Origin of the sequence: Gordonia sp. CPCC 206044 (genome assembly GCF_048537895.1) — a bacterium.
In the GTDB taxonomy this organism is placed as follows: Bacteria; Actinomycetota; Actinomycetes; order Mycobacteriales; family Mycobacteriaceae; genus Gordonia.
Map to the genome: position 1 here is coordinate 1 of NZ_JBCLVL010000023.1, position 22,511 is coordinate 22,511.

The 22,511-nt window shown below is 67.9% G+C and carries 21 protein-coding genes and 1 riboswitch; of the genes, 10 read left to right on the forward strand and 11 right to left on the reverse strand.

All coding sequences use genetic code 11. The features are described 5' to 3' along the window. Positions 1-355: 355 nt before the first annotated feature. Genes AAFP35_RS24835 through AAFP35_RS24845 form a run of 3 tightly spaced genes read right to left on the reverse strand, consistent with a single transcriptional unit; the run spans position 356 to position 5,382 of the window. Complete coding sequence (locus AAFP35_RS24835; protein WP_419224354.1) at positions 356-2,914, reverse strand: tetratricopeptide repeat protein; 2,559 nt, start codon at positions 2,912-2,914, stop codon at positions 356-358. Between the two features lie 6 nt (positions 2,915-2,920). Beyond that, entirely contained in the window at positions 2,921-3,943 is a 1,023-nt protein-coding gene (locus AAFP35_RS24840; protein WP_419224355.1) for a glutamate ABC transporter substrate-binding protein, read from the reverse strand. Then, positions 3,940-5,382, reverse strand: coding sequence for a hypothetical protein (locus AAFP35_RS24845; protein ID WP_419224356.1), 1,443 nt, complete (start codon positions 5,380-5,382; stop codon positions 3,940-3,942). Before AAFP35_RS24845 ends, AAFP35_RS24840 begins: the two co-directional genes overlap by 4 nt. Positions 5,383-5,793: 411 nt before the next feature. On the opposite strand from AAFP35_RS24845, the gene AAFP35_RS24850 reads away from it, so the two are divergent. Beyond that, positions 5,794-6,285 (forward strand): NUDIX hydrolase, encoded by a 492-nt coding sequence (locus tag AAFP35_RS24850; protein WP_419224357.1) that lies wholly within the window; start codon positions 5,794-5,796, stop codon positions 6,283-6,285. A gap of 27 nt (positions 6,286-6,312) precedes the next feature. Here the strand turns inward: AAFP35_RS24850 and AAFP35_RS24855 are convergent, their stop codons facing one another. Next, on the reverse strand, positions 6,313-6,681 hold the full coding sequence (locus AAFP35_RS24855) for a hypothetical protein (RefSeq protein WP_419224398.1): 369 nt from the start codon (positions 6,679-6,681) through the stop codon (positions 6,313-6,315). A gap of 649 nt (positions 6,682-7,330) precedes the next feature. Further along, positions 7,331-8,020, reverse strand: coding sequence for a thiamine phosphate synthase (gene thiE / locus AAFP35_RS24860; protein WP_419224358.1), 690 nt, complete (start codon positions 8,018-8,020; stop codon positions 7,331-7,333). 19 nt (positions 8,021-8,039) lie between these two features. Further along, positions 8,040-8,154: riboswitch (TPP riboswitch) on the forward strand. On the opposite strand from thiE, the gene thiO reads away from it, so the two are divergent. The 3 genes from thiO (at position 8,148) to AAFP35_RS24875 (ending at position 10,211) form a co-directional block, all read left to right on the forward strand. Further along, entirely contained in the window at positions 8,148-9,245 is a 1,098-nt protein-coding gene (gene thiO, locus AAFP35_RS24865) for a glycine oxidase ThiO (protein WP_419224359.1), read from the forward strand. Its footprint overlaps the riboswitch before it by 7 nt. After that, the gene (thiS, locus tag AAFP35_RS24870; RefSeq protein ID WP_419224399.1) at positions 9,242-9,439 is read left to right on the forward strand and encodes a sulfur carrier protein ThiS; all 198 of its coding nucleotides are present in this window, start codon (positions 9,242-9,244) and stop codon (positions 9,437-9,439) included. Before thiO ends, thiS begins: the two co-directional genes overlap by 4 nt. Further along, positions 9,432-10,211 carry a thiazole synthase gene (locus AAFP35_RS24875; protein ID WP_419224360.1) on the forward strand — a complete coding sequence of 260 codons (780 nt, stop codon included), beginning with the start codon at positions 9,432-9,434 and terminating at the stop codon, positions 10,209-10,211. The genes thiS and AAFP35_RS24875 overlap by 8 nt, the downstream gene beginning before the upstream one ends. A gap of 52 nt (positions 10,212-10,263) precedes the next feature. Here AAFP35_RS24875 and AAFP35_RS24880 read toward each other — a convergent pair whose 3' ends face one another. Then, positions 10,264-11,445, reverse strand: a complete 1,182-nt coding sequence (locus tag AAFP35_RS24880; RefSeq protein ID WP_419224361.1) for an oxygenase MpaB family protein — start codon at positions 11,443-11,445, stop codon at positions 10,264-10,266. Positions 11,446-11,560: 115 nt separating this feature from the next. Between AAFP35_RS24880 and AAFP35_RS24885 the strand changes: the two genes are divergently transcribed. Continuing rightward, positions 11,561-12,115, forward strand: a complete 555-nt coding sequence (locus tag AAFP35_RS24885) for a TetR/AcrR family transcriptional regulator (RefSeq protein WP_419224400.1) — start codon at positions 11,561-11,563, stop codon at positions 12,113-12,115. 19 nt (positions 12,116-12,134) lie between these two features. Here AAFP35_RS24885 and AAFP35_RS24890 read toward each other — a convergent pair whose 3' ends face one another. Continuing rightward, complete coding sequence (locus AAFP35_RS24890; protein WP_419224362.1) at positions 12,135-12,425, reverse strand: DUF1330 domain-containing protein; 291 nt, start codon at positions 12,423-12,425, stop codon at positions 12,135-12,137. A 52-nt stretch (positions 12,426-12,477) separates the two neighbouring features. Between AAFP35_RS24890 and AAFP35_RS24895 the strand changes: the two genes are divergently transcribed. From AAFP35_RS24895 to AAFP35_RS24905, 3 genes are all read left to right on the forward strand, one after another. After that, positions 12,478-13,422, forward strand: coding sequence for an ABC transporter ATP-binding protein (locus AAFP35_RS24895; protein WP_419224363.1), 945 nt, complete (start codon positions 12,478-12,480; stop codon positions 13,420-13,422). A gap of 8 nt (positions 13,423-13,430) precedes the next feature. Then, positions 13,431-14,171 (forward strand): ABC transporter permease, encoded by a 741-nt coding sequence (locus tag AAFP35_RS24900; protein WP_419224364.1) that lies wholly within the window; start codon positions 13,431-13,433, stop codon positions 14,169-14,171. Between the two features lie 78 nt (positions 14,172-14,249). Next, entirely contained in the window at positions 14,250-16,865 is a 2,616-nt protein-coding gene (locus tag AAFP35_RS24905; protein WP_419224365.1) for a LuxR C-terminal-related transcriptional regulator, read from the forward strand. Here the strand turns inward: AAFP35_RS24905 and AAFP35_RS24910 are convergent. Further along, positions 16,840-17,520, reverse strand: coding sequence for a phosphoribosyltransferase (locus AAFP35_RS24910; RefSeq protein ID WP_419224366.1), 681 nt, complete (start codon positions 17,518-17,520; stop codon positions 16,840-16,842). The two genes, AAFP35_RS24905 and AAFP35_RS24910, sit on opposite strands and share 26 nt — an antisense overlap. A gap of 1 nt (position 17,521) precedes the next feature. Then, positions 17,522-17,971, reverse strand: a complete 450-nt coding sequence (locus AAFP35_RS24915; RefSeq protein WP_419224367.1) for a nuclear transport factor 2 family protein — start codon at positions 17,969-17,971, stop codon at positions 17,522-17,524. 102 nt (positions 17,972-18,073) lie between these two features. On the opposite strand from AAFP35_RS24915, the gene AAFP35_RS24920 reads away from it, so the two are divergent. After that, the gene (locus tag AAFP35_RS24920) at positions 18,074-18,958 is read left to right on the forward strand and encodes an SCO6745 family protein (RefSeq protein ID WP_419224368.1); all 885 of its coding nucleotides are present in this window, start codon (positions 18,074-18,076) and stop codon (positions 18,956-18,958) included. A 57-nt stretch (positions 18,959-19,015) separates the two neighbouring features. Here the strand turns inward: AAFP35_RS24920 and AAFP35_RS24925 are convergent, their stop codons facing one another. Continuing rightward, positions 19,016-20,455, reverse strand: a complete 1,440-nt coding sequence (locus tag AAFP35_RS24925) for an MFS transporter (RefSeq protein ID WP_419224369.1) — start codon at positions 20,453-20,455, stop codon at positions 19,016-19,018. Positions 20,456-20,519: 64 nt separating this feature from the next. On the opposite strand from AAFP35_RS24925, the gene AAFP35_RS24930 reads away from it, so the two are divergent. After that, positions 20,520-21,395 carry an ArsR/SmtB family transcription factor gene (locus AAFP35_RS24930; protein ID WP_419224370.1) on the forward strand — a complete coding sequence of 292 codons (876 nt, stop codon included), beginning with the start codon at positions 20,520-20,522 and terminating at the stop codon, positions 21,393-21,395. On the opposite strand, the gene AAFP35_RS24935 is transcribed toward AAFP35_RS24930, so the two are convergent. Continuing rightward, the gene (locus AAFP35_RS24935) at positions 21,293-22,375 is read right to left on the reverse strand and encodes an EamA/RhaT family transporter (RefSeq protein WP_419224371.1); all 1,083 of its coding nucleotides are present in this window, start codon (positions 22,373-22,375) and stop codon (positions 21,293-21,295) included. The genes AAFP35_RS24930 and AAFP35_RS24935 overlap by 103 nt on opposite strands. Positions 22,376-22,511: the final 136 nt, after the last annotated feature.

Consider the following 22,511-nt stretch of genomic DNA (forward strand, 5'->3'; position numbering starts at 1 on the left):
GCCGTCACTGGCGCTCGCCACACCGCGGCGAACACCTGACCTCATTCTCACAGTCTCGATACGCGTCGGGCTCGCTGCGCTCGCGCGGCGCTACTCGACCGGCGGGTGGTGGCGGTGTTTGTTGGTGGTGGGTTGGGCGGGTCTCGATACGCGTCGGGCTCGCTGCGCTCGCGCGGCGCTACTCGACCGGCGAGAGATGGCAGTGTCTGCTGCTGATCGGCGAGTGGTGGCAGTGTCTGCTGCTGATCGAGTAGCCCGGAGCGCCAGCGGAGGGCGTATCGAGATCCGGTGACCCTCTGCTGATCGAGTAGCCCGGAGCGCCAGCGGAGGGCGTATCGAGATCCGGTGACCCGACTCAGAACAACGTGTCCGGCCGCACGTAGTTGGCCAGATCGACGAGCATGAACCGATGGTCGCGGTTGGTGCGGGTCTGGCGCGCCAGCGCTCGCAGGGAACGCTCGGTGCCGACACGGAGACCCTTTTCGGTGAACGGGTAACCGAGCAGTGTCGTCGGCGTCAGCGTCGCGTCGGCGTCGGGGTGACTGTGCACCCAACCGAGCGCGCTGCCGAGCACGATGAGCAGGAGGCGCTGCTTGCGGGGTTCGCTGTCGGGCATCGCCTCGATGCGCCGCGCGGCCTCCACGACCTGCTCGCGGGTGACGTCGGCCAGGGGGCGGCCGTGCACCAGGGCGATCACCGCCGTCGCCCGGGCGGTGTTGAAATGCCTACTGGTCGGCGGCACCTCGTCGAGCGGCGCGATCGCCGCCGCCACATTGCCGTCGGCCACATGTAGACGGGCCAGACCGAACGCGGCGGTGACGATGCCGTGGTCGGTCAGCCACAGATCGTGGTAATGGTGTGCGGCGATGTCGAACAACGCGGTGATCCGCTCGTGGTGTTCGTCGGAAGACGGCTGTTCGTCGGACAGCCAGCGGCCGATCAGCTCCGCGGTTCCGGCGACGGCGAGCTTCGGCGCCACCTCACCGGGCATGGCCTGCAGGACGTCGCTGAACCGCTCGTAGGCGAGTTCGGGTTCGTCGTTCATCAGGGCGCAGATGGCCATGTACCACTGCACGCGCCACGAATCCCCGTGGTGCACCGACACATCGCGCAGCAACGTCAGCGCGGTGTCCACGTCGTCGAGTTCCAGATGCGCCCGCGCCTCGGCCAGATCGATCTCCAACGACGGGTGTTGGTCGGGAGTGGACTTGCCCAGCAGCGAGATGAACCCCTCGGCCCGGGCGGCGTGAATGGAATCCAGCGTTTGCCGTGGATCCGACAATGCGGCCGAGGTCAGCAGTCGCGCCGCCGGATCCTGCGGATTGACCAGCGGCAGTGGCAATGCGCGTGCGATGTCCACCGGATCGTAGAACGCGGCCTGTTCCGGGTCGAAGAATCCGTCGACCGGTGCCAGCATGAGATCCGTGCCGAAGGTGGACCGTTGGGGCGTGAACACCGTCGACATCGACGGACGTGGAACGCCGGTGTGCACCGCGACGATCTCACGCAGGACGTTGAGGACCTGGGTGGTCATCTCGTCCGTCGAGGCGAACCGATCCGCCGGATTCGGGGCGGTGGCCCGTTGCAGCAGAAGGTAATACGACGGATTGTCGCGGAACACCGGTGTGGTCTCCGGGTCCGGGAGGCCCTCGACGTAACGGCCGTCCTTCTTGGGCATGTCGACCGTGAGCGCGGCCAGTGTCCGGCCGATGCTGTAGATGTCGGTGACGATCTGAGGGCCGGTTCGGACGATCTCGGGAGCCTGGAATCCCGGGGTGCCGTACAGGTGGCCGTACCCGTTGATCGACGAGACGGCCCCGAGGTCGATGAGCTTCACCTCGTCGCTGCCGACCATGATGTTGTCCGGTTTGACATCGTTGTAGACCAACCCCACCGAATGCAGATAACCCACGGCGGGAAGAACTTCCAGCATGTAGGCCATCGCGTGTTCGACGGGCAGCAGGCCGGTGCCGGAGGTGTCGTCGGCGGTGATCTGTTTGAGTGTCCGGCCGCCGATGTACTCCATCACGATGTATCCGAACCGGTCGTCGTACTCGGTGACGTGTTCGACGAAGTTGTAGATCTTGACGATGCCGGGATGGTTCACCGAGGCGAGGAACTGGCGCTCGGCGACGGCGACGGCCTGTGCCTCCGCGTCCGACGAGTTGAGCAACCCTTTGAGAACCACCGGACGGTCGGAGACGTTGCGGTCGATGGCCAGGTAGATCCACCCCAGGCCGCCGTGTGCGATGGCGCCCGCGATCTCGTACTGGTCGGCGACCAGGGTTCCGCGCTTGAGGCCCGGCACAAACGAATACCGCGCACCACAGTTGGCGCACTCGCCGGTCAGGTCACCGTGTCCGGGGCCGACCGAGCGACCGACGGGCTTTCCGCACCGCCAGCAGTTCCGTTTGCCCTCGGGGATGATCGGATGTTCGAGTACGGCGTCGGCAGGCTCGATGTCGGTGATCTTGGGCAGTTCGACGAGACCGCTGCCGAGTCGACGATCGTGCACCATCGGTCGATTCCGCGGTACGAGCCGCCGTGACGTACCCAGCGATGCCATCGGATCGTTCGGGATCGTCGGGCCTGTCCTACCCGAGACATGATCGGTCGGTGCATCTCGATCGTCGGGTACGGCTGCCTGGGTGCCGATCTCGAGCTGGTCGAGGTCGGCTGCCTGGGTGCCGAGGTCGAGTTCGTCGCGGACAGCCGCTTGGGTGCCGAGGTCGAGTTCGTCGCGGCTGGCCGCTTGGGTGCCGACGTCGAGATCGTCCCGACTGTCCGCTCTCGTCGCGTCGGCGGGATCGTCACCGCACAGTTCGTCCCGGCTCACCGCCTCGGTGCCCACGTCGACCCCGCCTCGGTCAGTGGCCGGAGGCGTTGCGTCTGGGTCGTTCTCGTGATCGGTCATAGCTCGTCAATCGCGGTAGATCGGTTGCGGTGGTCCGTTGCCGGGGCCCAGGATCGAGAGCCACCGATCGTACATCTGCTGCCAGCCGCCGTCGGCTCGCAACTGTTCCAACACCCCGTTGACGAAGCGCACCATGTCGTCTTGGCCCTTCGGGAGCCCGACACCGTAGTACTCCTCGCCGAGGCCGGGACCGACGAGTTGCACCCACGGGTCCTGTTCGGCGAGACCGGCGAGGATCGCGTCGTCGGTGCTGACCACATCGACCTGGCCCTGCTGCATCATCACGAGGCAGTCCGCCCAGGTGGTCGTGGTGACGAGTCTGGCCCGGGGCGCGATGGACTGGAGACGTCCGATCGAGGTGGATCCGCGGGCGGCGCAGACCCGTTTGCCCGCCAGATCGTCGACGCCGTCGATGGACGAGTTGCGGGTCGCGAGAATGCGTTGGTAGGCCGTGTAATACGGGCTGGAGAAGGCCACGTCACGCAGCCGGTCGCAGGTGATGCTCATGGTCTTGATGACGACGTCGACCGAGTGGTCGCGGAGGGCCTGGGTGCGCTCGGCCGAGCTCAGCACCCGATACTCGATGCTGCTGGCGTCGTCGAAGAGCGCCTTGGCGATCGCCCGGGCGAGGTCGACGTCGAAACCCTGGATGTCGCCGGTGATCGGATCGCGGAAGCTGAACAGATTGCTGCCGATGTCCAGGCCGACGATCAATCGTCCTCGGTCGATGATGTCTGCCATCGTCGATCGGATCGGCATCTGGCCCGGGACCGGCATCGGGCCCGGCCGCAGACTCTGCGTCGCATTGCACGACTGCGAGTCCGGTACCGGTTCGCGGGGCACGTTGGTCTGTGCGCCCGGCGGGGTCGGGTTGGCGGCGAAGGCGATCGGCGGTGGCGATTCGGGTGCGGGGAAGCGGACGCATCCTGCACAGCAGATCACGATCAGTGCCGACAGCAGCGCGATGACCGGGCGGCGGCGTGGGCCGGTCGGGCGAGGATGCCTTCGCATGATGTGGTGGCCGCTCATCGGTACTCCCGGATTCGTGGGATCAACCCGATCACGACCGCCACACCCGCGAACACCGTCAACAGCAGGATGCCGGTCCCCGTGTAGCCGAGCACGCGTTGGGCGGTGTTGATGTCGTCGCGGAAGGACGCTCGCGTGGTGGTGATGGTGTCGGTGAGCGCCCGGTCGAGGTCTTCGTAGGCCTGCGCGGTCGATTCGTCGGCGTCGTCGCCGACGGTGAGGGTGCGCGCCGTGAGGAAGTCGCCCGCGGTCATCAGGTCGCGGACCCGCGCATCACGTTCCTTCCACCGCTCGAGAACGTAGTTGGCGTTGTAGAGCTGCGATTCCGACACGGCACTCGAGTCGGCCCGGTCGTCCCGGACCTGGTCGAGGATGGCGCCGATCTGGTTGGTGGTGTCGGCGAAGGTGCGGTCCAGGTCGCTCTGGTCTCCGCGGCGGGCCAGCGACAGGGTCTCGGCCGAGCGGGCCTGCTGGGTCAGGATGCGGGCCGTGGTCAGCGCCCGCAGCGGATCGGCGCCGTTGGTGCGGGCATCGGAGGTGGCGGCCACCGACAACAGACCGGAGGCCAGCAGCCACACCGTGCCGCCGACGACGGCCACCAGCGCCGCCAGGACACCGATGTTGAATCGGCGGCGCGTGCGTCGAGCGAGGTATCGCGTGGCCAGCGCCAATCCGATGATCAGCACGACCAGTGCCGTGTAGACACCCCAGGGCGGCACCGTGAGGGTGCGTTGGGGATCGGCGATGGCCGACGACCGGCGCTCGTAGAGGCGTTGCGCCGCCGGCAGGATGGTGTCCTGCATCAGCGCCGACGCCTGGCCCAGATACGCGGAGGCGACCGGGTTGCCGAGTCGATTGTTGGTGCGCGCCGTCTCCACCTGGCCGCTGTACACCGGAATGCTGGTCGCCAACGTGCGTAGGTCCTTGGCGACCTCGCGGGCCTCCGCCTGGGTCTCTTCGGATTCCTCGGAGTTGCCGGCGGCGATGATCAACGACGCGGACGCGGTGGCCAACGCGTCGGAGTACCGGGTGCGCAGATCGGACGACTCGAGTCCGCCGGAGATGAACGCTGAGTTCGCGGTCGCGTCGGCGATGGACAGCGAACTATAGAGGACCTGCGATGCCTCGGCGAGTGGCTCGGTGCGGTCGATCATCGCCCGCAGGGACTCGGTACGCCGTTCCAGCGTCGTCGACGCGTACAGACCGGTCGCCAGGCAGGCCGCCATCAGGGCGATGAGGATCAGAACCAGCTTGCCGGGGCTCGTGGTGGCATAGTGCCGCAGCGTCGACAGCGGAGACTGCGCGCGTTGACGCGCCGTGGTCATCAGGTCACGCCGGTCGGCGAGCACCTGCCGGATGGGCGGTGCCGAGGGACTGGAACGGAAGGTCCGGCCCGCGCGGTTGAGCGCGGTGCGCATGGGCGATACGTCGCCGGTCACCTCAGGATCCTTCCGAGTTCTCCATGGTGCCGACGTCACTTCCCTTGGTGGTCCTGCCATTCGTGGTGCAGCGTGGTGCCGGCTGTCACCGGCATCGATTTCACGTCCTCCACCTAGTCTGTCGCCGAGCGCGACTCGCCCGTTTCACCCGTCGCGGGATCACGCCGTCGGCGATCGCATCCCCGCGTTCGGCGGCTGCCGTGCCGGGTGGATCACCTACGGTCAACCCTAGTCCTCGGGGCCTCGAGGAGCGCGACTTGTGAAGGCCGTGTCCCCAGGTCGTCGTGAGGCTCTCGAAGGTGTGGAGAGCACAGCTATGAGTCGTCGTGGCCTGGCCACAGTGGCGTGACTCACCTACCGTGGAGGACGTTCGGGGCATTTTCGGGGTGGGAATGAGCTGCAGGAGGCAGTGTGCGCGGAGACGGTGACGGCTGGGTGATCGATCCGGATGGTTCGCGCTACTGGGGGCGCAACGGTGCAGCCGGTCTCCTGCTGCGGGCGCCGCTGCCCGACGACGACACCACCGCGATCCTGCTGCAGCACCGTGCGATCTGGTCGCATCAGGGTGGCACCTGGGGCCTGCCGGGCGGTGCACGCGATTCGCATGAGAGTGCCATCGACACCGCACTGCGGGAGGCCGACGAGGAGGCCGGGATCGGTGGCGAGGCAGTGCGGGTCATCGCCGCGCTGGTGACGCATCAGGCACCGAGCGGTTGGACCTACACGACCGTGATCGCCGAGGTCGACCAGCCGATCCGCACCATCGCCAACGGCGAATCCGCCGAATTGCGATGGGTACCCGAGTCCGAGGTGGCGACCCTGCCGTTGCATCCGGCATTCGAACGCGCCTGGCCGGGGTTGCGGGAACGGATCACGACGCTCGACCTGCAGACGGATCGCTGACGACCGGGCTCGTCGCTCGGGAGACCGTCAGCAGCTCAACAGCCGGTTGGCTCCCGCGATCAAGGCGTTGATGCCTGCCTCGTCTCCCGTCTGCCCATCGCCACACGCCCAACGTTGACGGCCGTCGCGCTCGCAGAGCAGGAACGTGGTGATCGTCCCGTCGACCTCGCGCTGATGAAGGCTGACGATCTGCACCGGTGCGCCGAGGTCGTGGAGCATCGATGTCATCGCACCGATCGGGCCGGCAGCCTGCGCCTGCAACGACATGACGCGGCCGGCGAACGCGATGGTCGCGTGACAGACGACCATGTCCTGGCGGCCGGGCGCGACGCTCCAGGAACCCAGACGGATGGAGCCGGCGGGCGCGTAGGTGTCGGTGAAGCCCTGCCAGGTCATGCCTGCGGCTTCGGCGCGCATGCCCTTCGGCAGGGCACACCCGAAACGGGTGGCGAAGGGATCACGGGGGCGGCCCGACGACGTCGTGTCACCGGGGCGTGGATTCGGAGAATGGTGAAGGCGGTGCATCTCGAGTCTTCTTCGGTCGAAAGGATTGCGACCGACGAGACGAGAACGCGACGACCCCGCAGCGGGGGGTCGGTCAGATCAGACCCCGCTGCGGCGGGTTACGAGCGCGCTCTGCATGCACAACATGATGGCGACCAGGATAGACCCGCCTCCAGCGCGTCGGCAAACGGATTTCCGTGCCGACCCGGCCGACAGTGTTCGGCCGACTCTCCGGCCGATCGAATCGGTGTTACCCCGCCAGTCGAGTTACGTCGAGTTCAGCGAGCCGTCGTATCGAGATCAGCTGTGGTGCACCAGGTCTCGATACGCCTCGCCTAGCGGCTCGGCTACTCGACCGGCAGGGGGTCGTCGGCGGCTCGGCTACTCGACCGGCGGGGGGTCGTCGGCGGTTCGGCTACTCGACCGGCGGGGGACCGTCGGCGGTTCGGCTACTCGACCGGCGGGGGACCGTCGGCGGTTCGGCTACTCGACCGGCAGGGGGCGTCGGCGGTTCGGCTACGCGACCGGCGCGGCGGGGCCCTTACCCGGCGGCGGACGCCAGAGGCTCGCGCAATGCGTTCGCCGCGGCGGCGGGATCGTCGGCGGCGGTGACCGCGCGCACCACGACCACGCGCTGCGCGCCGGCGGACTGCACCTGCGGCAGCCGCTCGGCGTCGATGCCGCCGATCGCGAACCACGGCTTGCCCGGGGCGGCCGCCGCGGCCGCTCGCACCAGGTCGAGTCCGGGAGCGGTGCGGCCGGGTTTGGTCGGGGTCGGCCAGCATGGCCCGGTGCAGAAATAGTCGACGTCGTCGTCTGCGACCGCGGCCCGCATCTGCGACTCGTCGTGCGTGGACATCCCGACAATGACGTCCGGGCCGGCGATCCGTCGTGCCAGGTGTGCAGGCAGATCACCCTGCCCGACGTGCAGTACGTCCGCGTCGGCGAGCACCGCGATGTCGGCGCGGTCGTTCACCGACAGCAGGGCACCGTGGCGTGCGGTGAGCTCGCGCAGCCGGCCGAGTATCTCGAGTTCCTCACGCGCCTCCAGCACTCCGAAGGTCGCTTCGCCCGGTGAACCCTTGTCTCGTAGCTGCACGATGTCGACGCCACCGGCGAGCGCCGCGTCCACGAACTCGACGAGATCGCCGCGTTCACGGCGAGCATCCGTGCACAGGTACAGCCGTGCTGATGACAGACGGGCGATTCGCGGGGCACGCAACTCGGTCACGACGGCAACGGTAGGCTAGGCGGCACGACACGGGAGCCCGGGGTACGCCGGGCTGAGAGTGCGGGTGGAGCCCCCGCTGACCGTTTGACCTGATCCGGGTAATGCCGGCGAAGGAAGGATGTCATCGATGGGTGATCCGATCAAACAGCAGACGAGTCGACCGACGCTGGCCGTCGTCGGCGGCGGTGTCATCGGCCTGACCTGCGCCTTGGCCGCGGCGGATGCCGGCCGACGGGTGCAGGTGTTCGACGCCGGTGCGCGGGATCGTGCCGCCTGGGTGGCCGCTGGGATGCTCGGATCACTCGGAGAGGGACATCCCGGCGAAGACGAACTGCTGCGGCGCACCGTCGAGTCCGTGCGTCGGTGGCCCGCACTCGTCGAACGGCTCGCCGACCCGTCGATCATGGCCGCCCACGATTCGCTTTTCGTCGCGGCGTCGTCGGCAGACGCCGAGCACCTGAGGAACCTTGCCGACTTCGTGTGGTCGCAACAGCCACGCGTCGCCGACGATCTGCGGCCGGTGAACGCGGGTGACATCAGACGCCTGGAACCGGTCCTCGGGTCCCGCCTGCACAGCGGATACCTCGTCCGCGGAGAGGGCGCCGTGGACAACCGGCGGCTACTGGATCGTCTGCGCGAGGCGTTGCTGGCGGCGGGCGGTTCGGTCGTCGATCGCCGGGTCGGCGACCTCAGCGAGGTCGACGCCGACGACGTCGTGGTGGCCGCGGGCCTCGGCACGCGTGCGTTGCTGCCCGACATCGGGTTGCACGCCGCGAAGGGAGAGATCCTGCGACTGCGACGTACCCGGTGGTCGGTGCCGCCGCCGACCCACGTGGTCCGGGCACGGATGCGCGCCCGCTCGGTCTACCTGGTGCCACGTGACGACGGAATCGTCGTCGGTGCAACACAATACGAGCCTTTCGAGGAGTCGAGTGCGGCTCCGGAGGTGGGTGGCGTGGCGGATCTGCTCGCCGATGCCGTCGACCTGATGCCCGGTCTGCGAACGTACGAACTCGTCGAGGCCGGTGCGGGTATGCGTCCGTGCTCGGCCGATGGGCTGCCGATCATCGATCGCGTCGACGAGCGTGTCGTCGTGGCGACCGGACACGGGCGCAACGGAATCCTGTTGGCGCCCTACACCGCCGAACGGGTCATGGAACTGCTGGACGAACAACGACCGACCGCGTCTGCGAGTGCGTCGGCCGGAGGGGAGAACCGATGCTGACCGTCCTCGTCAACGGTGAGACGACCACCGTGCGACCGCAGTCGTCGGTGGGTGATCTCGTGGCGCAGATGGGCCTGCCGGACCGTGGTATCGCGGTGGCCGTCGACGGTGAGGTGGTGCCCAGGGGTGGCTGGGATCGTCTGTTGCGCAGTGATGCCCAGATCGAGATCGTCACGGCGGTGCAGGGTGGCTAGCCCCGTCGAATCAGACCTGGACGCTCCGCTGCGGATCGCGGACCGGGAGTTGACTTCCCGGTTGATCATGGGTACCGGCGGCGCGAGCAATCTGGCCGTTCTCGAACGTGCGCTGAGGGCGTCGGGGACCGAGTTGACCACGGTCGCACTGCGTCGGGTCAGCCCGGAGTCCAGGACCGGCCTCGTCGAGCTCCTGCGCCGCCTCGACATCGCGATCCTGCCCAACACGGCCGGTTGCCACACGACCGCCGAGGCGGTCCTCACCGCGCAGCTGGCGCGCGAGGCCGTCGAAACGCACTGGGTGAAACTGGAAGTCGTGGCCGACGAGCGCACCCTACTGCCCGACCCGATCGAATTGGTCGAGGCGGCAAGAGCATTGGTCGACGACGGGTTCGCGGTCCTGGCCTACACGAACGACGACCCGGTGCTGGCAGCGCGTCTGCAGGACCTCGGTGTCGCAGCGGTGATGCCGCTCGGGTCGCCGATCGGCACCGGCCTGGGAATCGCGAATCCGCACAACATCGAGATGATCGTCGCCGATGCGCACGTGCCGGTGGTGCTCGACGCCGGCATCGGGACTGCCAGCGACGCCGCGCTCGCCATGGAACTCGGCTGCGACGCAGTCCTTCTCGCATCTGCTGTTACACGGGCCGACGATCCGGAACGGATGGCGGCGGCGATGCGCCACGCGGTGACGGCCGGGCGGTACGCTGCCGGGGCGGGGCGGATTCCCAAGCGGTTCTGGGCCCAGGCGTCGTCGCCCGCGAGGTGAATGGCGCATACCGTGGTCGCGCCCCAGGCCTCAGACCCGCCCCCAACTCGTCTCAGCTCACCGCCGCCGGAGCGTTGTCCACCAGTTCGTGCGACACACCGTAGGCGCGCCGCATCCGGTCCATCTCGTGATCGCGTGACCGATAGCCGCGCCGCGACAATCGATCCCGGCCGCCGACGATGATGCGGGCGCGGCCTGCCGCGGCCATTACCGGGGCGGCCAGGCGCAGCACGTGTTTGGTCCGGCCGTCGGGGATGTGCAGTGCGTCTGCGTCGTCGTCGCTCAGAAAGACCCGCTGCAGGCCGTGGATTGCGCGGCCGGCCACCGCCCGGCGTACACGTCGTGGCCCGGGCAGGGCATCGGCCAGTTCTGGGATCAGATAGTCATCGGTCAGCGCGACGACGAACTCGCGGTCGGCGTCGTCGGGGCCGGGGGAGGTGAGTCGATACAGCTCCTCGATGCGAATGTGGTCGGCGGCGCAGGTCGGATTCAGCCGCGGGTCCATCCCGACGACGTGTCCGACGTAGCGCCACAGGTGGTAGATCGCCGTGAGTTCGTCGTCGTCGAATCGCACGCCGAGGTCGTACATGCCGTCGAGGGCGATGTGCCCGAACTCTGCCATCGTGAACGCCATGTAGGGCTGGGGAATCGGGACGCCCCAGGCGGTTTCGTCCCAGGTGCCGAGGCGATACATCGCTCGGCGGACGTGAGCGTGGATCAGCCGGACCCGCACCGTGTACGCGAAACCGTCGCCGTCGCGGCGCATCCCGCCCGGAGCGATCACGTGGCGCAGCCACTCGCCGACCTCCACCGAACGCACGGCGGGCATGGTCGCGTATCTCCCGGTGAGCACTAGAGGCTTTCCGGCGATGCTGTTGCCGGCGCCGCGCAGCAACGATGCCGCGCCCAACACGATGCCGAGGGCCGCGGTGTGCCGGACGAGGGCGTCGGCAGCACGGTCGAGCCGGTCGTGGTCCACCCATGCCGGTTCGGCGTCGAGTGCGGTGAACAGTGCGCGCAGTGAATCCGGGGCGTCGTCGACGGTGTCGATACCGCCCTCGAGCGCCTTTCGCACGGCGTCGGTCGCCGACGATCCTCCGAACTCGTCGCTCACCACCGCATCGGCGAGCGGGTCGGCCGACCACATGCTGTCCAACCAGATCCGGCCGGCATCGCCGTATCGGTCGACCGCGACGTCGGTGTTCACCAGTGCTTGGGGCGGCTGTCGATCCACGAGATCAGTCAAACACGAGGAATCCTCACTTACTATTCACTTTGTGGCAGCTACCGGAAAGCGTCCCGCACGAGGGTCCGCGCGGGCACGACCTCAGCAGGATCGCAGTGCTGGCATGCGGCGACGACTCCTCGACGGCACCGTGTCGCTGCTGAGGAATCACCCCGGGCGGCGACCGACGACCCAGCAGCTGGCCGACCACGCTCACGTCAGCATCGGCACCGTGTATCGCTACTTCGCCGACATCGACGCAATCATCGAGGAACTGCGCGCCACCGCGATCGGGGACATCACGATGTCGCTCGCCGCCGGCGTCGGCCGGGCGATGGACGCCGATCCGATGGCGGCGATGGTGACCATCGTGGAGACCCTGACCGCGGCGTTCGAGAAACACGACGCGGTGTTGCGCGTGTCCTACTCGTCGGCCGAGGCCGAGTTCGGACAGGCGTGGGCCGAGGTGGAGGAACCACTCCTACCGCTGGCCCGCATCCTGCCCAACCGGCTGCGGCCGGATCTCGACGCCGACGCCCTCGACGATCTCGTCTTCTTGACCATGGGTGCGACCGCCAACCTGTGCCTGCGCATCGCATTGCTCCGCCCGCCGCAGGCGGATCGCGCCGCACTGATCGCCACCGCGGCCCGCATGTTGCTGGCCGCCTTCGACGTGTGACTGCTCGGAAAGCGGAGTCCTAGGCGGTCTCGACCCGCCACAACCGGGTGCGGGAGATGCAGGCGTCCCGACGATCGGCCATCGCCACCCGCCGCGGATCGGACATGTACGCGTCGAAGGCTGATTCGTCGGCGAACTCGATGATCTGGGTCTCGGACGGATCGTCGGAGTCGGTGTCCACTCGGCGCACCCGGGAGACGATCCGACCGCGATGTTCGGCGACGAGCCGCAGCACGTCGTCCTCGTAGGAGTGCAATTGCGCGTCCCGTCCGTCGACGGACCACAGCAGTACGGCACAGGTGATCGACACGCTGTGCAGCGTACGACGCGCCACGACCGCCCGCGCTCGCTACTGTCTGTCTGTGCTGAGAGTCGAGAACCTGACCAAGGACTTCGGAAAGGTGCGCGCCGTCGACAACCTCACCTTCGAGATCCGGCCCGGTCTGGTGACCGGGTTCCTGGGTCCGAACGGCGCGGGAAAGTCGACGACGATGCGCATGATGCTCGGTCTGGACCGGCCCACGGCAGGCCGGGCGACGATCAACGGACAGGCGTATCGGGATCTCGACCATCCGCTTCGGCAGGTGGGCGCTCTGCTCGACGCGCGATGGGTGCACCCCAATCGCAGCGCTCGCTCGCATCTGCGCTGGATGGCAGCCGCCAACGGTATTCCCGCCCGGCGGGTCGACGAGGTTATCGGGCTCGTCGGCCTGTCCTCGGTCGCCTCCAAGCGTGCGGGCGGATTCTCGCTCGGTATGTCGCAGCGACTCGGCCTGGCCGGAGCGCTGCTCGGCGATCCGCACACCCTGCTGTTCGACGAGCCGGTCAACGGTCTCGACCCCGAGGGCATTGTCTGGATCCGCGGGTTCATGCGGCACCTGGCCTCCGAGGGCCGCACCGTCCTGGTGTCGAGTCACCTGCTCACCGAGATGTCCCTGACCGCCGACCATCTGGTGGTCATCGGTCAAGGCAGGCTCATCGCCGACGCCTCGGTCGCCGAGTTCACCAGCCACGCGGCGCGCAGCGTGCGTGTCCGCAGCCCACAGTTGCCCGATCTGCACCGGGTGCTCGCCGAAGCGCGTCTGGCGGTCACTCCCGGAACGGGCTCCGACGGCCGACCGTTCCTCTCCGTCGCCGACATCACCACCGACCAGGTGGGTGACATCGCGGCCCGGGCCGGTATCGCACTGCACGAGTTGACCGGGACCAGTGCCTCTCTCGAAGAAGTCTTCATGTCCATGACGGCCGGCGCGGTGCAGTACCAAGGTGGGGCGCCGACCCCTGGTTTCCCGGAGGGACCGCGATGATCGCCGCGATGAATGCCGAACGGATCAAACTGCTTTCGACCCGCTCTCCGTACTGGTGCATCGCGATCGTCGTGGTCTTCGCGATCGCGATCGCGACGATCATGGGCATCACCGTGAACGGGGCCATCGCCTCGACGCCGGAGGAATCCGCGTGGACGGCGCTGATCGGGATCAACAACATCGGTGTGCTGGTGCTGATGATCATGGCGGTGCTCGCGGTGACGAGTGAATACCGCTTCGGCACGATCCGCATCAGCTTCCAGGCGATTCCCGTCCGCTCGACGGTGCTGCTGGCCAAGGCCGCGGTGTTCGCATTCCTGTCCTTCGCGGTCACCCTGGTCCTGTCGGTGCTGGCGCTCGCCCTGGTGCGAGGCTTCGCCGGTGCGGACAGCATGATCGAGTTCGGCGATTCCGGGGTCATCCGACAGATCTGGGGTACACCGATCCTCGCGGCACTCTATGTCGTGATCGGACTCGGGGTGGGCGCCATCGTGCGCCAGACCGCGGGCGCGATCGTGATCGTATTGATCTGGAATCTGGCGTTCGAGTCGATCCTGTCCATCCTGCCGAAGGTCGGGGAGCACATCGCGCCGTTCCTGCCGTTCGCCAACGGAAACCGTTTCCTGCACGGTGGTGCCACCGACACCGATTACCCGTGGAACGAATACGGTTCGCTGATCTACTTCGCGGTGTTCGCCGCGATCGTGTTCGCGATCGGCGTCGTCATGACCGAACGTCGCGACGCCTGACCGGATCCGACGGATCGTCGGTGCGCAAGAGCCACCTGGCCCATATCGGCCAAATGGGTCGGGCACTAGACTCTGTCCATGTCGTCGAATTGGCCCCTCGTCGAGCGTGAGAAAGAGTTCCGCATCATCCAGGCTGCGCTGCGCGGCGAGACGGCCGCGTGTGGCGTTGTCCTGACCGGTGATTCGGGTGTGGGTAAGACGACGCTCGCGCGGCACGTGACCTCTGGACTCGATGCAGGCGTGCGGTGGGTCGCGGGCACCGAATCGGCGCGCAGCATTCCTCTCGGCGTCTTCGCCCATCTCGTCGGACCGGCGACCTCGAGCGACCCGGTGACCTATCTCGCCGCGGCGCGCGAGTCCCTGCTCGCCGACGGCAATGTGGTGATCGGCGTCGACGACGCGCATCTGCTCGACGAGTTGTCGGCGACCCTATTGCACCAACTGGCCATCGACCGGGCGGTGCACATCGTCGCGACGGTGCGCAGCGGCGAATCGGTGCCCGATGCGGTGACGTCACTGTGGAAGGACAATCACCTCACCCGGATCACCCTGTCACCGTTCACCAAGGAGCAGAGCGTCGAGCTGATCGAGTCGGTGCTCGGCGGACAGCTCGAAGGACTCTCGGCCGACCTGATGTGGGAGGCGTCCGGCGGAAACGCGTTGTTCCTGCGGCATCTGGTGGAGGGCGCGCGCCAGGCCAGCACGCTGCGGCAGGTCAACGGTGTCTGGCAGTTGCGCGGCCGTGCGGCCATCACGTCGGAACTCGCCTCGCTGCTGGAGAGTCGTATCGAGCAGCTCGACGACGCGGTGCTCGCGGTGTTGAAGTATCTGGCGCTGTGCGAGCCGCTGGACATCGACATCCTCGCCGATCTGGCCGGTGAGGAGGCCGTCGAGGAAGCCGAGATCGCCGGACTGGTCCGCATCGTGCGCGACGGTCGTCGGCTCAACGTCCAGTACAACCATCCGCTGTTCGGTGAGGTCATCCGACATCGCCTGGGGCTGGCGTCCTCGCGGCGCCTGCGTGGCCAACTCGTCACCTCGCTGCAGGCTCGGGGGACCGAGAGCGCTGCCGAACGCATCCGGCTGGCCGACCTCGCGCTGGAGAGCGACGTCGCGATTGACACCGCACTCATGTCCGCTGCGGCCCGAGACGCCCTCGGGTTCGCCAATGCGCCATTGGGAGAGCGGTTTGCGCGTGCGGCGGTGGCGGAGGGCGACGGTGGTCTCGCCGCTGCCGAACCACTCGCGCGGTCGCTGATGTGGCAGGGTTACGCAGCCGAGGCCGACAAGGTACTCGCCGAGTTCGACCCCGACGATCTCAACGAGCTCGAACTGATCCTGTGGGGCGGCTTGCGATTCGCGACCTTGTTCTGGGCGATCGGAGATGCCGACCGCGCCGACGAGGTGCTGGCCATGTTGCAGGACAAGATCACCGATCCCAACCTGCGTCTGGTCGTGAAGGGGTTCGCGTCGGCCTGCGCGATCTTCGAGAACCGCGTCGACGATGCCGTTGCGCTCTCCGACGAGGTACTCGAATCGCCGAATCCGTCACCGTGGGCGGTGGAATGGGCGGTCTTCGGTGGCAGTCTGGCACGGGCACTGTCGGGTCGGGGCCAGTCGGTGGCCGCACTCGCCGGGCGTGCCCGCGTCGCCGAAGCCGCCACCGACGGATTGCTGCGATTCCCCACGGGACTCGGCGAGATCCTCGCCCTCACGTTGACCGGCCGGCTCGACGAGGCAGCCGACCGCGCTGATCGCTACGTCCGCTTCTCCAACGTCGGCCAGTACCTCGGCTGGGCGATGGCCGGCATCCTGGTCTCCGTCGTCGATATGGCCAAGGGCAACAGCACGGCCGTGGCCAAGCAGATGGAGCAGACCCTGGCCACCCTCGACAGCGGCCGCGCCGCCGAGTCGTGGAACTATCCCGCCCGGTTCTATCTGGTCGCAGCGCTCAGCGCCGTCGGCAGTACCGCGTCCGCCGAAGCCGCACTGCGTAAGGCGCAGGACCGGTTCGGTCGACACATCGCCGTGTTCGGTCCGATGCTCGACATCAGCCGATCGTGGCAGGAGGCATCGGCCGGTACGGTCTCGCTCGCCGTCCAGACGGCCGCGGTGGCAGCCGACGCCGCACGCGAATCGGGTCAATTCGCGATCGAAGCCGAAGCTCTGCACACCGCAGCCAGGTTCGGTGATGCCACTGGGGCGCAGCGGCTCCGGGAACTGGCCGATCGGATCGACGGACCGTTGCCTGCGCTGTACGCACGGCATGCCCAGGCGCTCGTCGATCGCGATGCGGTCGAACTCGATCTCTGCGCAGCGGAATTCGAGGGCCTCGGGTTCGCGATGTCGGCGGCGGATGCTGCCGCGCAGGCGAGTGTGCTGCACGAGGCGGCCGGTGGTCGATCGGCGACGGTGGCGTCGGCTGCGGTCGCGAATCGTCTTGCCGCCCAATGTGGTGGCCTTCAGACCCCGGCCCTCGTCGAAGCGGCTCAGCCGCTTCCGCTGACCACCCGTGAGCGGGAGATCGCCAACCTGGTGGCCGCCGGTCTGTCGAACAAGGAGATCGCCCAACGTCTGACGGTGTCGGTGCGGACCGTCGAGGGTCACATCTATCGGGCGTGCACGAAACTCGACGTCACCGATCGTGCAGAGATCGCAGCGCTGTTGCTCAAGTCGAACCCAGGCACCGCCTGACCTCGTCGTCGTCGACCTGGCGGAAATCTTCGTAGGACTGCCCCACCGCGTGGAAGGGTTCCGGTGTGCTGACCACCACGACCGCGGTGACAGCGGGGTCGGATCGGAAGCGTGCCAACACATCCGACGGTGCCGTCGGCGCGGCGACGATGACGCTGCCGGCGCCTGCCGCCCGCACGGCCCGGATGGCCACCGCCATCGTCGACCCGGTGGCCAGACCGTCGTCCACCAGGATTGCCAGGCGACCGCCGAGTGCGATCGCCGGGCGGCCAGCGCGGTAGCGCGCCTCCCGCTCCATCCGTATCTCGTTCTCGCGGTCCACGATCGCTTGAAAATCCTTGTCCGACACACCGAGTCGGCGCGGGATGTCGTCATTGACGATGATCTCGCCCGCCGCGATCGCGCCCATCGCGAACTCCGGCTGACCCGGTGCGCCGATCTTGCGAACCACCAGGGCGTCGAGCGGCGCACCGAGGGCGTCGGCCACCGGACGCGCCACCGGTACGCCGCCACGGGCGAGGCCGAGCACCGCCACCCGCTGCGGCACGGTGTCCGGAGCCAGGGCGGTGACCGACGGTTCACGCGAGAGGCGCTCGGCGAGCACTCGTCCGGCCGCAGCACGGTCGGCGAACAGCTCACCGCGACGCCACGTCATGTCAGATCCGTACGGCGGGGCCGACGTCGAGCGAGAAGCTCGGCAGATCGGCCAGACTGAGCTTCGCCTCGTAGGTGCGGTCGTAGCCGGTGCCACTGATCCGCCACCCGTCGTCGGTGCGGCGGTACCGGTCGGCGTAGAACGCCGCACCGAAGAGCATGAACGAGAAGTCCGGCACGATCACCCGGTCCTGCAGATACCAGCGTCCGGTCGCGTCCTCACCGTCGACCTGGATCTCCGGGTGATCGACACGGTGTTCGGTGATCACGGCCGGTCCCACCGAACTGCGCATGTAGTCCACGAGTTCGTCACGGTTCGTGAAGCGCAGGCTGGCGCCGTAGTCGCCGGTGACGTCCGGTGTCAGGGTGTCGGCAAAGGCGGCCCAGTCCTTGGTGTCGAGGGCTCGCAGATAGCGGTATTTGAGGTTCTTGATCGCCTCGAGGTCATCCATGGTTCAACATGTACCGGCTCGTCCGCCGTCGCGGATCAAAACTCGCCGACAGTGCCGCCGCCATGTGGGGATCGGTTCGTCTGCGCCTGCCAGTATGGAGCCATGACCTCGACCGCGGACACTGCCGCTTCTCAGATCGCACGCCGGGCCTACGAGACGCTCGAGCCGTTCCATGTGCTCGCATACTTCAATCCGGGTCTGGGCGCCGCCCAGGAAGACACCGGCCTCGACCCGCACGGGTTCTATGTCGGGGCGCGTGCGGCGCCCATGGGCGAATGCCACCCCGCGCTGGTCACCTCCGCGTTCTACAACTTCGCGCCGGACCTGATCGCCACCGCATGGTCGGCGGCGCGTGAGGTTGGCCTCGACCGGGTCGCCGCCCGGCGCAACCAGATGCTCGACGAGCAATTGCGGGCCATCCTGGCCGAACGGGTCGAGGACCCCGAGGTCGTCGAGCTCGCACAGCGGTATCACGCGATGGCCGAGTCGGTACCGTTCGGTGGTCGGCCGCTCGCTGCGGCGTGGGCCGCGGACGCGTCTCCGGAAGAACCGCATCTGGCACTGTGGCACGCCATCGCGATCCTGCGAGAATGGCGCGGCGACAACCACATCGCCGCTCTCGTGCACCACGGCCTCGACGGGCTCGACGCCGTCGCCTTCCATGAGGCACAAATCGATGACCCGACTATCCGCCGCCGCGTCCTGGGCCGCAAACTCGTGCAGCTCACCCGTGGTTGGTCCGACGACGCCTGGGACGCCTCGGTCGAGCGACTCGTCGCCCGCGGGCTCGCCGCCGGCGACGGCAGCGGACATCGGTTGACCGATGCGGGGCTGGACCTTTACCAGGTTGTCGAGGACGAGACCGATGCGATCACCGGTCAGGCGTGGTCGGGGAGCGGGGTCGACGATCTGCTGACGCGGATGCGTCCCTACGTCAAGGCCGTCATCGACGCCGGCGTCCTGCCCGGCACTCGAAAGAAGGACTGACCAGACGCCGACATCGGTTTGCGTGCGGGGCGGTCGTGACACATCGCCCCGGGGGCGTCATGCTCGCCGGGACGATGCGTGGCCCGGCAGGAGCACACATGTCAGGGCAGCCAAGAGGAAAGCGACTGCACCTGCGCACAGCAGTGCGCCCACGTGTTGAGTGAACGAGGTGTCTGCCTGCGTTCCCGCGATCGCGCCGAAAAGCGCCACACCGATCGCTCCGCCCGCCTGCCGAGAGGTGTTGCCGGCGCCTGCGGCCATGCCGGGCGACTCCGGTACCGCGTGCATGGCAGATGACACGATTCCCGGTGTCAGGACGCCGATTCCACAACCCCAGACCAACAAGGAGCACACCAGCATCGGGTGGTTCGGCGAGCTGCTCGCGGAGCTGAGGCTCAACGACACCCAGACGAAGCCGATGGCCGCGATCAGCAGACCCAACGCACTGGTTCGCCAGTGACCGATCCTGGTGATGAGCCGGGCCGACGGGGCACCGAGCAGCGGGAGCGGCGCCATCGCCGGCAACATCACCAGGCCCGCGGCCAGTGGGCTGAGCCCATGAACGGTCTGGAAGGCGCGTGTGAGCACGAACAACGCACCCTGGACGCACAGGTTCATCACGGCGGCGACCCCGCAGGCCAGCGCGAGCGGGCGGCGTGCCACGGCGGCAACTCGCAGCAGTGGCTCCGACGAGTGTCGCTCGAGCCACCAGAGGGTGCAGCTGGTCAGGGCGGCGGCTGCCACCAGGGCAACCGCGAGCGCGGTGTTGTCGGTGCCCTGGATCAGCGCGGTGACCGCGCATCCCAACGAGATGGCGAGCAGGGCCGCGCCCGGCCAATCGACCGAGCTCAGTTCTGCGCGGACCAACGTCGGTGAACTCGGCGGGTCCAGCGCCGGCGACCTCGACATGAGCACTGTTGTCAGGGCGACAACGATGACCGGAACACCGATCCAGAACACCGATCGCCATCCACCGATCTGGACGAGTAGACCGCCCACAACCGGCCCTGCGGGCAGGGCCGCTCCGCCGACCGCGGCCCACAGGCCGACCGCCCGGGTGCGCGCCCTCTCATCGGGGGCCGCCCGCATCAGCAGCGCCAACGTTCCCGGCAGCATCAACGCTGCGGCGGTGCCCTGAAGAACCCTGCCGGCGACGAGCACTCCCAGGGTGGGCGCTACCGCGCACACCGCCGATGCGGCCCCGAATCCGGTAAATCCCGCCAAGACGATGCCGCGGTGTCCGATCCGATCGCCCACCGCTCCGACGGCGAGCAGTAGGGCTGCCAGCGGGACCGTGTATGCATCGACGACCCAGGCGAGCCCGCCGCCGGCACGAAAATGCGTGTCGAGTTGCGGCAGAGCTACATTGACCACCGTCACGTCGAGCAGGACGAGGAAGTACCCCGCACACAAACCGGCGGTCAGGAGCCGATTCATGTCGGTTCCGAGTCGGTTGTCGTCGCGCTGATCGGACGTCAGCTCATGATCGGGCTGCACACATCGATCCTTGCCGCGAAATGTTTCAGGGTGCGTCGAAGTGAATCGGACCTACGATCGGGACATGGGCAGCGACCCGTCACTGGGCAGAGGTGACCCGGACATCGCACGCACGGCGAGTGCGTTCGCCGATCCCAGACGTGTCCGTGTGCTGATGGCGCTCATCGACGGTCGAGCGCTTCCGGCCGGGCGCCTGGCCGAAGAAGCCGGCGTGGCCGCATCGACGATCAGCAACCACCTGGCGACCTTGCTCGAACACGGCCTCGTGATCGTCGAGCAGCAGGGACGCCATCGGTACTACCGACTGGCCAGTGTCGAGGTCGAACGGGTACTCGAAGCCCTAGCACCTCTCGCGCCGCGCATGCCGATCACTTCGTTGCGCCAACACACCAAGGCTGCGGCTCTCCGCAATGCGCGGACCTGTTATCGGCATCTCGCAGGGCACCTTGGTGTGCACGTCTTCGGCCAGATGATTCGCGCCGAGTGGGTCACCGGCGGCGACGGTCGCCACGATCCCACCATTGCCGGCGACCGGCTCTCGGCACCGGGCACAGGCGCCCAGTACCGGTTGACGGACCGGGGCGCAGAAGCGTTGAGCTGTTGGGGTATCCCCGTCCGCGTGCTCGATCGGGAACGACCACTGCGCTATTGCGTCGACTGGACCGAGGAAGCCCACCACCTCGCCGGACCGCTCGGGAGCGCCGTGACCGACCGCTTCTTCGAACTGGGGTGGATCATGCGGGGGAACATCCCACGCAGCATTCGACTCACCCCGTCAGGCGAGAGCGAGATCGCCGCCATCCATCCCGATGTCGACGACGGCATGGGCTCAGACGGTCAGCGAGAGTCCTCGGAGCCGATGTCGTCGGAGGATCGTTCCTTCGGAGGCGTGGACGGGCCGCGACCGAACAGTCCGACCCCGAACAAGTCGATCCCGTAGCCGGGTGCTTCGATCTCCCCGCTCGCCATGGAATCCGACGAGGACGAATTGACCCGGCCGCGACGCCAACCGCCCTTTTGCGGGGGTGCTTCACCGAAGTGGTCGGGGTCGCCCGATCCGTACCAGGCGACCAGCACGGCGCCGACGACGGCACCGATGAAACCGACGATCGCCAGCCATCCCAGGCCGGGCTTGGCGGTGTCGTTGAGGAACAGGACCCCGACGAGACTGGGGCCTGCCGTCTCGCCGACGACGAGTACCGCGGTGACACCGTTGACCGCGCCGACCTGCAGCGCCACGGTCTGCACGAAGAAGCCGACCGCGCCCGCGAACGCGATGGTCCAGGCGGCGGGGTCGGTCAGCAGGGTGGCGAGGTGGAAGGGGGCGACACCGTCGAGGACGCGCACGGCGATCGCGATCATGCCGAACAGGAGCCCGGCGGCCGCACCGCCGACGATGGCAGCGTGCTTGCCGAGCCGGTACACACCGAACAGCGCGATCCCACACAGGGCCAGCGTCGCGACGAACAGTTCCCAGTGGAAAACAGCGCTCTCGCCGCCGCCGGTGTGATGCTCTGCGGACAGTCCCAGCAGGCACAGCGACAACACCACCAGCCAGATGGCGATCCAGTCACGGGTGTGCAGCGCGATGTTCAGCATGATGGTGCCGAGGAGCGCGGTGATCACGAGATTCGCTGAGACGATGGTCTGAGAGAGGAACAACGGCAGGAATCGTGCGGCCAACGCGCCGCCGGCGAAACCGACGACCACCATCGTCGTCCCGAGTATGAACGACGGGTCGACGAAGGTCGACATCGTCGACTTCAGGGACGGCCCGCCGACCGAGTTCGTGAACTCGGCCTCGCTGCCCTCTTCACGCGCGGTGGTCGCAACCCTGCGCGCACCGAGAGCACGCAGTACGGTCGACATACCGTAGGCGACAGCCGCGAGACACGCCGCGATCACACCGATCACGAACATCGCAACTACCTCCGCCACTCGATCCCGGGTCCCCGGGCGGCCGAGCCACCCGTCGTGGCGTCGGACAACGGCCCGGTCGGCGACCCCGGACCCCGCATGCCTGGTGGTCGGGCTCCGGTGGTGCCGGCAGTTCGAC

Excerpts from the sequence above, each read along its gene's own strand:
- AAFP35_RS24885 (WP_419224400.1), top strand. The coding sequence starts at position 11,561 with ATGCGGCGACGACTCCTCGACGGCACCGTGTCGCTGCTGAGGAATCAC.
- AAFP35_RS24935 (WP_419224371.1), bottom strand. The coding sequence starts at position 22,375 with ATGTTCGTGATCGGTGTGATCGCGGCGTGTCTCGCGGCTGTCGCCTAC.
- AAFP35_RS24910 (WP_419224366.1), bottom strand. The coding sequence starts at position 17,520 with ATGACGTGGCGTCGCGGTGAGCTGTTCGCCGACCGTGCTGCGGCCGGA.
- AAFP35_RS24905 (WP_419224365.1), top strand. The coding sequence starts at position 14,250 with ATGTCGTCGAATTGGCCCCTCGTCGAGCGTGAGAAAGAGTTCCGCATC.
- AAFP35_RS24930 (WP_419224370.1), top strand. The coding sequence starts at position 20,520 with ATGGGCAGCGACCCGTCACTGGGCAGAGGTGACCCGGACATCGCACGC.
- AAFP35_RS24835 (WP_419224354.1), bottom strand. The coding sequence starts at position 2,914 with ATGACCGATCACGAGAACGACCCAGACGCAACGCCTCCGGCCACTGAC.
- thiO (WP_419224359.1), top strand. The coding sequence starts at position 8,148 with ATGGGTGATCCGATCAAACAGCAGACGAGTCGACCGACGCTGGCCGTC.
- AAFP35_RS24915 (WP_419224367.1), bottom strand. The coding sequence starts at position 17,971 with ATGGATGACCTCGAGGCGATCAAGAACCTCAAATACCGCTATCTGCGA.
- AAFP35_RS24840 (WP_419224355.1), bottom strand. The coding sequence starts at position 3,943 with ATGAGCGGCCACCACATCATGCGAAGGCATCCTCGCCCGACCGGCCCA.
- AAFP35_RS24920 (WP_419224368.1), top strand. The coding sequence starts at position 18,074 with ATGACCTCGACCGCGGACACTGCCGCTTCTCAGATCGCACGCCGGGCC.
- AAFP35_RS24855 (WP_419224398.1), bottom strand. The coding sequence starts at position 6,681 with ATGACCTGGCAGGGCTTCACCGACACCTACGCGCCCGCCGGCTCCATC.
- AAFP35_RS24900 (WP_419224364.1), top strand. The coding sequence starts at position 13,431 with ATGAATGCCGAACGGATCAAACTGCTTTCGACCCGCTCTCCGTACTGG.